Origin of the sequence: Rhizobium sp. PEPV16, assembly GCF_008919455.1 — a bacterium.
Taxonomy (GTDB): Bacteria; Pseudomonadota; Alphaproteobacteria; order Rhizobiales; family Rhizobiaceae; genus Rhizobium; species Rhizobium leguminosarum_Q.
The window spans coordinates 1-9,833 of sequence record NZ_VSZV01000174.1 but is presented as its reverse complement, the minus strand read 5'-3'; the positions used below and the strand labels follow the sequence as shown (position 1 = coordinate 9,833).

Here is a 9,833-nt window from a genome sequence, read left to right as displayed (position 1 = left end):
TCCTCGTTGACCGAGCCGCCGGGCGTCGGTCGCAGCAACAGCGCCAGCCCATAGAAGATCGCGCTGGTCGCGATCGTCGCCACGATCGGCTGCAGCCGGCCGAAGATGATGATGAGCCCGTTCAGCATGCCGCAGCCCAGCCCGGCGAGCAGCACCACGACGATGCCAGTTCCCGTCTGCAGCGGCGTGCCGACGACCAGCCAGGAGGCGAGGCAATTGCAGAGGACCAGAACCATGCCGGCCGAGAGATCGATGCCGGCGGTGATTACGACCAGGCATTGCGCCATGGCGACGAAGGCGAGCAGCGTCGCCTTGTTCGAAGCCGTCTGCACGACGTTGGGCGTGAAGCCCGCCGGGTGGTTCGAGACGTAGAGGGCGAACATGGCGACGAAGAGGAGTGCGGCAAACAGCGTTCCCTTCTGCTGCGCATACCAGAACCGCCGGTCGCCGGAAGCATGCTTGTTCATGGGGCAATCCTTTGCGCTACGTGGTCGCCGGCGATGTTGAGAGCTGCGCCGATCAGTTCGTGCTCGTTGATCTCGGCGCCTTCGAGCTCGCGGATGATGCGGCCGTCATACATGACGAGCACGCGGTCGCAGCAGCCGATCAGTTCATCGTAGTCGGTGGAGTAGAAGATGATCGCCGCGCCCGCATCGGCAAGCTTGTGCAGCAGCAGATAGATTTCCTGCTTGGTGCCGACGTCGATGCCGCGCGTCGGATCGTTGAGCAGGATGATGCGCGGCCTGTTCATCAGCCATTTGGCGATAACCACCTTCTGCTGGTTACCGCCGGATAGCGCGGCAACGGGCATGTCGATCGTCGCGGCCTTGATCGCCAACAGCTTGAACAGATCGTCGATCTCGCGTCGTTCGGCCGCCCGATCGATGACGCCGTTGCGCGAGACGCGGTCGAGGGCTGCAATCGACAGGTTCTCGCGCACGGTCATCGGCAGCATCAGCCCTTCGGTCTTCCGATCCTCGGGGATCAGCGCCATGGATATGCCGCCGGACTTGGCATCACGGGGGCTTTTCAGCGTCACCGGCCTGCCGTCGATTGCGACTTCACCCTTCACATCGCGCAGCACGCCGAAGAGGGCCAGCAGCAATTCGCGCTGTCCCTGCCCGTCCAGGCCGCCGACGCCGATGATCTCGCCGGGCTTGATATCGAAGGTGATGCCGGAAAGCCTATCGCCCCAGGAAAGGTCGCGGCAGGAAAGGACCGGCTTTACCTCTCCGCGATGCGCCGGTTTCGGCGGAAAGACATTGCTGTATTCGCGGCCAATCATCAGCTCCACCACCTGCTGGTCGGTCTTCGTGCCGGCCGGATAGGATTCGATGCTGCGGCCGTTGCGGAAGACCGTGCACTCATCCGCCAGCTGGGCGATCTCGTGCATGCGGTGGGAGATGTAGATTAGCGCCATTCCCTCGGCGCGCAGGCGCTTCAGCACGGCAAAGACTTTTTCGACATCCGACTGCGCCAGCGCCGAGGTCGCCTCGTCGAGGATCATCAGCCGCGGCTTGCGGGCAAGCGCCTTGGCGATCTCGACCATTTGCCGCCGGGACAGAGGGAGGTCCTTGACCAAGGCGGACGGATGAATGTCGGAGGCGCCGGCGCGCGCCAACGCTTCCTCGGCGATCCGCCGCTGCCTGCGCCGGTCTATCATGCCGAATTTCAGCGGTGGATTGCTGATGACGATGTTGTCGGCGACCGAGAGGTCGGGGATCAGCGAAAGCTCCTGGAAAACGCAGACGATGCCCGCCGCATTGGCGGCGGCCGGCGAGGCGAAGGCGATCTCCTTACCGTCGAGCAGCATGCGTCCTTCATCAGGCGCCACGACGCCCGCCATGATCTTGATCAGCGTTGATTTGCCGGCGCCGTTCTCGCCGAGGACGGCATGGATCGCGCCCGGCCGGATGGCGATATCGGCATCCTTAAGCGCGACGGCACCGCCATAGCGTTTCGATATGCCTTCCATGCGGAAAAGCGATTCGGGCAAGGTCATGCATCCAGCCTCCATTCGGTCTATCACCTTCGAGATTACGGGTGCGAACACCCGCAATCAGATCCGGAGGAGGGCTGCTATTGGTTCTCTTTGGACTGCCCCATGATTTCCTGAGCGCTGAAATTAATGCCGCAGGTGGGGAAGGAATTGCCGACGAAGAAGTTGTCGGACTGGGTGGGATAATAATCCTCGCCTTCCTTGAAATCAGGATCCGAAACAATCGCGGTCGGCAGCTTGACGGCCTGCGGCACGACCTGACCCTCAAGGGCTGCAATCGCCGTCTTGATGGCGACGGCGACCTGGGCCGGGCCGGTGCCGGCGGACGAGCACTTCAGGCCGTCGGCGGCATGGGCAGCGCAGAATTTGCGGAAGCCATTTTCCGTCTCACCGCCGAAGGGCACGAAGGGATGTTTGGCATCGATCATCGCCTGCACGACGCCGGTATCGCCGCCCTGGGCAGTGATGCCGTCGAACGGGCCGTTGGTGGCGATCGCGTCAGCGGTTGCCTTCTGGGCAACGCCGTCATCCCATTTTCCGACGACCTCGGTTACCGTGAACTTCTTGCCCGAGGCGTCCAGGGTTTCGTGGATGCCGTTGTGGCGATCCGTATCGACCGAGGTGCCGGCGACGCCACGCACTTCCAGCACCTTGCCGCCGTTCGGCAGATGCTTCACCAGCCAGTCGGCCCAGAGGACACCGAGCCCCTTCTGGTCGACGTTGACATTGATAGCGTCCTTGGTGTCCAGGATATTGTCGAAAGCGACGAGGACGACCCCGGCCTCCTTGGCGCGCTTGATCACCGGCCCGAAGGCGGTCGGGTTCTGCGCGTTGACGACGATGGCATCATAACCGGCATCGATGAAGTTGTTGATGGCGGAAATCTGCGCCGGCACATCCTCGCCTGTGGAAACGACCTTGAACTCCTTCAGCTTGGCCGCGACATCGGGCTGGGCGGCGTAGGCCTTGGCCGTCTGCACCATCTGGATACGCCAGGTGTTGGCGATATAGCCGTTGGCGAGCGCGATGCGATAGGGGCCGTCCTTCTTCGGATATTGCAGGAACTGTGTGTCGGCTGCCCACGGCACCATGCAGCCGGGCTCGGCGGCCGGACCGGACACGACCTTCGGTTCCGCACTGGCCGCGCCGCAGAGCAGGGCAAGCGCGGATACGGAAAACGCGGCAATGCGAGCCAATTTGGCTTCTTTCACCTTAAACATGAATGTTCTCCTCCTCAGGCGGACCGAGCCGCCTCTCCTATGCTTTGATTTGCATACTTGGTCCCGGAAGGCTCCACCCCGTCCCTTTCCGGTACAATTTTAGGTTAACATAGTTGACAGCGCTGTCAAATCGTATCTGCTAGCGCTGTCAACTACAGCAACGAGCAAATATTCTCTATTTTTAAATAATATGAGAATCAATATTATGGGACGAATGGCGGGACTTGCATGCGGCGGATAACACTTGATGACGTGGCAAATCTTGCCGGCGTCAGCCCGATCACGGTTTCGAGGGTGCTGCGCAAGCCCGATGCGGTCTCGCCAGGCCTGCGGCTGCGCGTCGATGCCGCCGTCAAGGAACTCGGCTACGTGCCGAATATTGCCGCGAGCCGCCTCGCTTCCTCGCGCACGCATGCGATCGGCGTCATCGTTCCGACCCTCTACAACGTTATCTTCGCGGAATATCTGTTTGCGCTTCACGAGGTGCTGGTCGCCGCCGGCTTCCAGGTGATCGTCGTCAACAGCCGCTATTCCGAGATCGAGGAGGAAAACGCCATCAAGGCATTACTCGGGCAAAGGGTGGAGGCGATCATCATCGCCGGCACTCATCACACACCGCTCTCGCGTCAGCTTCTCGCCCAGGCTCGTCTGCCCGTTGTCGAGACCTTCGAGCTTTCTCCAAACCCGATCGACCTTAACATCGGCATGTCGCAGGAGCATGCCGGGCAGACGGCGACGCAGCACCTGATCGAACGGGGTTTCCGCCGGATCGCCTTCCTGACCGGCAATCTCGACCACCGCGCCCAGTCGCGTTTCGACGGCTACCGGCTGGCGATGCAGGAGGCGGAGCTGCCGAATCTGGAGATCATCGCCGAGAGGCCACGCCATAGCTACGTGGCACTCGGCTCCGACCTCTTCGCCATGACGCATGAACGTGGCGACGTGCCCGAGGCGATCTTCTGCACTGACGACAATCTGGCGCTCGGGGCCATGCAGGAATGCCGCAAACGCGGCATCCGTGTGCCCGATGACATCTCGATCATCGGATTTCACGACCTGGAATTCGCCGCCTGCGCCGCACCCTCCCTCTCCTCGATCGCGACCCGGCGTTTCGAAACCGGAAAACTCGCGGCCGAAAGGGTGCTTGCCGCGTTGAATTCCTCCGTGGTATCGAGGGCCGAGCAGATCGACCTCGGCTTTGCCTTGATTCCGCGCGAAAGCACGGCAATCTGATCATATATTATGCATACTTAGTTTTTGCACACTTTTCAGGCTGGCGCGCTTGCCAAATTTGCTGCACTGCGTCATGAATATAGCCATGACGCATCTCGATCTGACAATTCTGGTGATCGACGAAAATGCCATTCGCGCCTCCATCATCGAAGAAGGCCTGCGCGAGGCAGGGCATACGCGCGTCACCGTCGTGCATGAGGTCAACGGCATCGCGCGAATCATCGAAACGCTGATGCCCGACGTGATCATCATCGATATCGAAAATCCCAACCGCGACATGATGGAGCATCTGTTCCAGCTGACGCGCACCGTCAGCCGCCCGATCGCCATGTTCGTCGACCGGTCCGACACGGCCTCGATCGAGGCTGCCGTCGATGCCGGCGTCTCGGCCTATATCGTCGACGGATTGAAGAAGGAACGCGTCAAACCGATCCTCGACATGGCTGTCAGCCGCTTCAATGCCTTCAACCGGCTACGGCGGGAGCTTGCCGATGCCCGCTCCGCGCTTGAGGAACGCAAGCTGGTCGAGCGCGCCAAGGGCATATTGATGAAGATGCGCGGCCTGTCGGAGGAAGAGGCTTTCGCCCTGCTGCGCCAGACAGCGATGAACGAAAAGAAGAAGATGTCGGAAATCGCCCAGAGCGTCGTCACTGCCGCGGGGCTGTTGATGTAATGGCCGAGCTGATGAATTTCCGGAGGAAACCGGAGTGGATATGATGACAACGACCTCCAATTCCGGCGGCGAGCTGCCCTCGCCCGTGCGGGTGAACAACGAAGGACCGAAAGTGCTGCGGGCCGGTTTCATTCCGCTCGTCGATGCATCGGTGCTGATTGTGGCGGCAGAATTTGGCTTCGCGCGGAAGGAAGGCCTGACGCTCGATCTCGTCAAGGACGTCTCCTGGGCGAATGTGCGCGACCGCCTGGCATTCCGCCAGTTCGACATTGCCCATATGCTGTCGCCGATGCCCGTCGCCTCCATGCTCGGTCTCGGCTCCAATCCCTCACCGACGATCACGCCGTTTTCGCTGGGGCGCGGCGGCAACGCGATCACGCTGTCGACGCGGCTCTTCGACAGGATGCGGAATGACGTGGGATTGCCGGAAACGGCAAGCGCGCTCGACAATGCCCGCGCCCTGGCAAAAACATTGGCGGTAATGAAGTCCCGCGGCGAGCCGCTGCCGACTTTCGGGGTCACCTACCCCTTCTCCTCGCATAATTACGAATTCCGCTACTGGCTGGCAGCTGGCGGCATCGATCCCGACAGGGATGTCAAGCTCATCGTCGTGCCGCCGCCCATGACTTCGGATGCGCTGGCAGCCGGTGCGATCGACGGTTTCTGCGTCGGCGCGCCGTGGAACATGGTTGCTTCAGAGCGCGGCGTCGGCCGCATCGTCGCCGCCAAACAGGATATCTGGCCGTCGGCACCGGAAAAGGTGATCGGTATGCGGCCGGACTGGGCGGAAAGCCATCCGGAAACCGTTTCCAGGCTGATCGTGGCGCTCGATGCGGCAGCCCAGTGGTGCGACCAGCCGGAAAATCACGACGCGCTGGCGGCGGCTCTTGCCGACCCGCGCTATATCGCTGCCCCCGTCGAAATCATTCGCCGTGTGCTCGCCGGCGAATTCAGCCTCGACGCAAAGGGTAACCGCCGCATCATCGCCGATTATTTCATGTTCCATTCCGGCTTCGCCAATTATCCCCGGCCAAGCCAGGCGCTGTGGATCTACAGCCAGATGATCCGCTGGGGACAGGCCGAGATCAGCCTTAACATGGCAAGGGCCGCAGCATCCGCCTACCGCCCGGATCTCTATCGCGCTGCTCTCGGTGACGACAACGCACCCGAAGATGCCGATATCCGCATCGAAGGCAGTGCCGAGGGCGACCGTTTCATGGACGGCCACGTCTTCGACCCGGCGAGGCTGCCGGACTATGTCGCAGGTTTTGCCGTCAAAAGCGCCCTCGCCTTCGTTTCCGACGACGAGGTCTAACCGATGCCGGCCTGCACAAAACGCCAGCAAGCATCTGCCCGCCTCACGACAAGCGCACAAAATATTTGCATGAGCGGATGGCGGCTCGAAAAAGAAGCAGGCGGCGCATTTCATAAAATATCATTTTCATTCAGTACCTTGAGCGTAGACCGCCAAACTGGCACGCAGTTTGCATCGTCTTAAATAGCACCGGTCAATGACGATCAGCGCAGAATGAGCGCGCGATGGACGCTCACGGAAGACACAGAGATTGCTCTTCGGATGAAGAGGTAGGTTTTAGCTTGAGCAATCCGGCCAACGGATTGCTTCCAGGCAAATGGGCCAGAAGGCCCAAGAATTCGGCGTCCAACGGCGGGCGCCACCAGCAAAGCCGCTGATCAGGATATTTCGCGCGCCTCGGGTATGCGCGTCCTGACCAGCGGCTTTTTGTTTTAACCCTCAGCGATGGATCGGCACGACCTTGTCGGGCCTCGGAGAAGTTATGTCTGTCATCGAGAAATCACAGCCCATGTCCGCCGGCGAGCCAGCCAAGGCATTGTGGATCTCCACTGTAGCCTTCACCCTCTGTTTTGCCGTCTGGACGATCTTCGCGATCATCGGCATTCGCATCAAGCAGGATCTCGGCCTGAACGAGGCCGAGTTCGGATTGCTGGTCGGCACCCCCGTGCTCACCGGTTCGCTTGTGCGCATCGTTCTTGGCATCTGGACGGGGCGTTACGGCGGCCGTCTCGTTTACACCCTCACCATGCTGGCCGCTGCATTGGCGACCTTTCTGCTCTCTTACGCCCAGACCTATACGCAGATGTTGATCGCCGGCCTCGGCGTCGGCCTCGCCGGCGGCTCCTTCGCAGTCGGTGTCGCCTATGTCTCGCCTTTCTTCCCGGCGGAGAAGCAGGGAACCGCGCTCGGCATCTTCGGTGCCGGCAACGTTGGCGCGGCCGTAACCAAATTCGCAGCCCCCTTCGTGCTGATCGCATGGGGCTGGCAGGCGGTTGCGGAGATCTGGGCCGTCGGCCTGGCGCTGATGGCAATCGTCTTCTGGTTCACCACGACCGATGATCCGGCCTTCCGTCTCCGCCGCGAACGCCGCGTTGCCACCAAGGGTTTCGTCGAGGAATTCGCGCCACTCCAGAACGTTCAGGTCTGGCGCTTCTCGCTTTACTATTTCTTCGCCTTCGGAGGCTTCGTCGCCCTGTCGCTGTGGCTGCCGCGCTATCTGGTCGGCGTCTACGGCTTCAACCTGGAAACCGCCGGCATGATCGCGGCCGCCTACTCCATCCCGGGCAGCATCTTCCGCGCCTTCGGCGGCGTGCTGTCGGACAAGAAGGGCGCGCGCAGCGTGATGTATACGATGTTTGCCGTGTCGGCCGTCGCCACCCTCATCCTTTCGCTGCCGGCCGCCGACGCCTCCGGGACGGGTCCGGCGTTCGGTATCACCCCTGTCATCTTCATCGTCGTCATCTTCGTGCTCGGCTTCTTCATGAGCCTCGGCAAGGCTGCCGTCTACAAGCACATTCCGGCCTACTACCCCGAAAACGTCGGCGCAGTCGGCGGCGTCGTCGGGATGATGGGCGGCCTTGGCGGCTTCATCCTTCCGATTGCCTTTGGCCTTCTCAAGGACATGACCGGCCTTTGGTCCAGCTGTTTCCTGCTGCTCTTTGCGATCGTCGTGATCTCTCTCATCTGGATGCACCTGTCCGTAAAGCAACTGTCGCGCCAAGGGCACTCGGCGCCCGTGGCTGCAACCTGATCTAAGGACCTGGAAATATGACCGAAAAACTTGTCATCATCGGCAATGGCATGGCGCCCGGGCGCATGCTGGAGCACCTCTTCGAGCAGGCGCCCGGACGCTATGAAGTTACGATCTTCAATGCCGAGCCGCGCGTCAATTACGACCGCATCATGCTGTCGCCGGTTCTCTCCGGAGAAAAGGACTACGAGCAGATCATCATTCACGGCGATGGCTGGTATATCAAGCACGGCATCATGCTCTACAAAGGCCACAAGATCGTCAATATCGATCGCGCCGCCAAGACCGTCACCTCCGACCACGGCGTCACCGAAAGCTACGACAAGCTGGTGATCGCAACTGGGTCCGTGCCCTTCATCATCCCTGTTCCCGGCAAGGATCTGCCCGGCGTCATCACCTATCGCGATCTCGACGACGTGCAGGCGATGCTGCTTGCCGCCCAGTCGCGCGAAAAGGCTGTCGTCATCGGCGGCGGCCTGCTTGGCCTGGAAGCGGCGGCCGGCCTTGCCCAGCGCGGCATGGATGTCACCGTGCTGCACGTCATGCCGACGCTGATGGAACGCCAGCTCGACCCGGCCGCCGGCTACCTGCTGCAGAAGGCTGTGGAGGAACGTGGCATCAAGGTCATCTGCAAGGCCAATACCAAGGCGATATTCGGCAACGGCAAGGTCGAGGGCATCGAGCTTGACGACGGCCGCATCATCCCGGCAACGCTGGTCGTGATGGCCGTCGGCATTCGTCCGAGTGTCGGTCTGGCGAAGGATGCCGGCCTTGCGGTCAATCGCGGCATCGTCGTCGATGCCGGCATGCAGACCTCGGACGGCAATATTCTCGCGCTCGGCGAATGCGCCGAGGTGGGCGGCATGGTCTATGGCCTCGTTGCGCCGCTCTATGAAATGGCCCGTATCGCCGCCGCGCATCTCTCCGGCGATCGCTCGCCCGCCTTCGTTCACGCGGATACGCCAACCAAGCTCAAGGTCACCGGCATCGAGCTTTATTCCCTCGGCGATTTCGCCGACGGCGACGACCGCGAGGAGATCGTGCTGCGCGATGCCAGCGCCGGCGTCTACAAGCGTCTGGTGCTCAAGGACAATAAGATCATCGGCACCGTGCTTTACGGCGAGACCGCCGATGGCGCCTGGTTCAACGACCTGAAGAAGAAAGCGACCGATATTTCGGAGATGCGCGAGACGCTGATCTTCGGACAGGCCTATCAGGGAGGGTCGCCGCTGGACCCTATGGCGGCCGTTGCAGCCTTGCCGGATGACGCGGAGATTTGTGGCTGCAACGGCGTATGCAAGGGCAAGATCACTTCGACGATTTCAGGCAAAGGGCTGACGTCGCTCGACGACGTACGCGCCCATACGAAGGCCTCCGCCTCGTGCGGTTCCTGCACCGGTCTCGTCGAACAACTCATGGCGTTGACGCTCGGCGACAGCTACAATCCGACTGCCGTCCAGCCGATGTGCACCTGCACCGAACTCGGCCATGACGACGTTCGCCGGCTGATCAAGGCCAAGGGTCTGAAGAGCATCCCTGCCGTCATGCAGGAACTCGAGTGGAAGACCTCCTGCGGCTGCGCCAAATGTCGGCCGGCGCTCAACTATTACCTCGTCTGCGACTGGCCGGACGAATATGCCGAT

7 protein-coding genes and 1 pseudogene are annotated in these 9,833 nt (G+C 61.5%); 5 read left to right on the top strand and 3 right to left on the bottom strand.

Translation table 11 applies throughout. The features are described 5' to 3' along the window. The 3 genes and pseudogenes from FY112_RS04110 to FY112_RS04100 form a co-directional block, all read right to left on the bottom strand. Window positions 1-467 (bottom strand): annotated as a pseudogene (locus FY112_RS04110) (ABC transporter permease); the annotation flags it as partial. Next, entirely contained in the window at window positions 464-2,002 is a 1,539-nt protein-coding gene (locus FY112_RS04105; protein WP_131623287.1) for a sugar ABC transporter ATP-binding protein, read from the bottom strand. The gene FY112_RS04105 and the pseudogene FY112_RS04110, both read right to left, overlap by 4 nt. A 77-nt stretch (window positions 2,003-2,079) precedes the next feature. Then, window positions 2,080-3,219 carry a sugar ABC transporter substrate-binding protein gene (locus FY112_RS04100; RefSeq protein ID WP_003538869.1) on the bottom strand — a complete coding sequence of 380 codons (1,140 nt, stop codon included), beginning with the start codon at window positions 3,217-3,219 and terminating at the stop codon, window positions 2,080-2,082. Between the two features lie 228 nt (window positions 3,220-3,447). On the opposite strand from FY112_RS04100, the gene FY112_RS04095 reads away from it, so the two are divergent. The 5 genes from FY112_RS04095 to FY112_RS04075 all read left to right on the top strand — a co-directional run. Continuing rightward, the gene (locus FY112_RS04095) at window positions 3,448-4,452 is read left to right on the top strand and encodes a LacI family DNA-binding transcriptional regulator (RefSeq protein ID WP_020049643.1); all 1,005 of its coding nucleotides are present in this window, start codon (window positions 3,448-3,450) and stop codon (window positions 4,450-4,452) included. Between the two features lie 85 nt (window positions 4,453-4,537). Further along, complete coding sequence (locus tag FY112_RS04090) at window positions 4,538-5,125, top strand: ANTAR domain-containing response regulator (RefSeq protein ID WP_072638704.1); 588 nt, start codon at window positions 4,538-4,540, stop codon at window positions 5,123-5,125. 34 nt (window positions 5,126-5,159) lie between these two features. Next, window positions 5,160-6,440 (top strand): CmpA/NrtA family ABC transporter substrate-binding protein, encoded by a 1,281-nt coding sequence (locus FY112_RS04085; protein WP_181018148.1) that lies wholly within the window; start codon window positions 5,160-5,162, stop codon window positions 6,438-6,440. A 481-nt stretch (window positions 6,441-6,921) separates the two neighbouring features. Beyond that, complete coding sequence (locus FY112_RS04080) at window positions 6,922-8,190, top strand: nitrate/nitrite transporter (RefSeq protein WP_151517767.1); 1,269 nt, start codon at window positions 6,922-6,924, stop codon at window positions 8,188-8,190. 17 nt (window positions 8,191-8,207) lie between these two features. Next, window positions 8,208-9,833, top strand: a 1,626-nt coding sequence (locus tag FY112_RS04075; RefSeq protein WP_151517766.1) for an NAD(P)/FAD-dependent oxidoreductase, incomplete at its 3' end; no start/stop codon positions are given.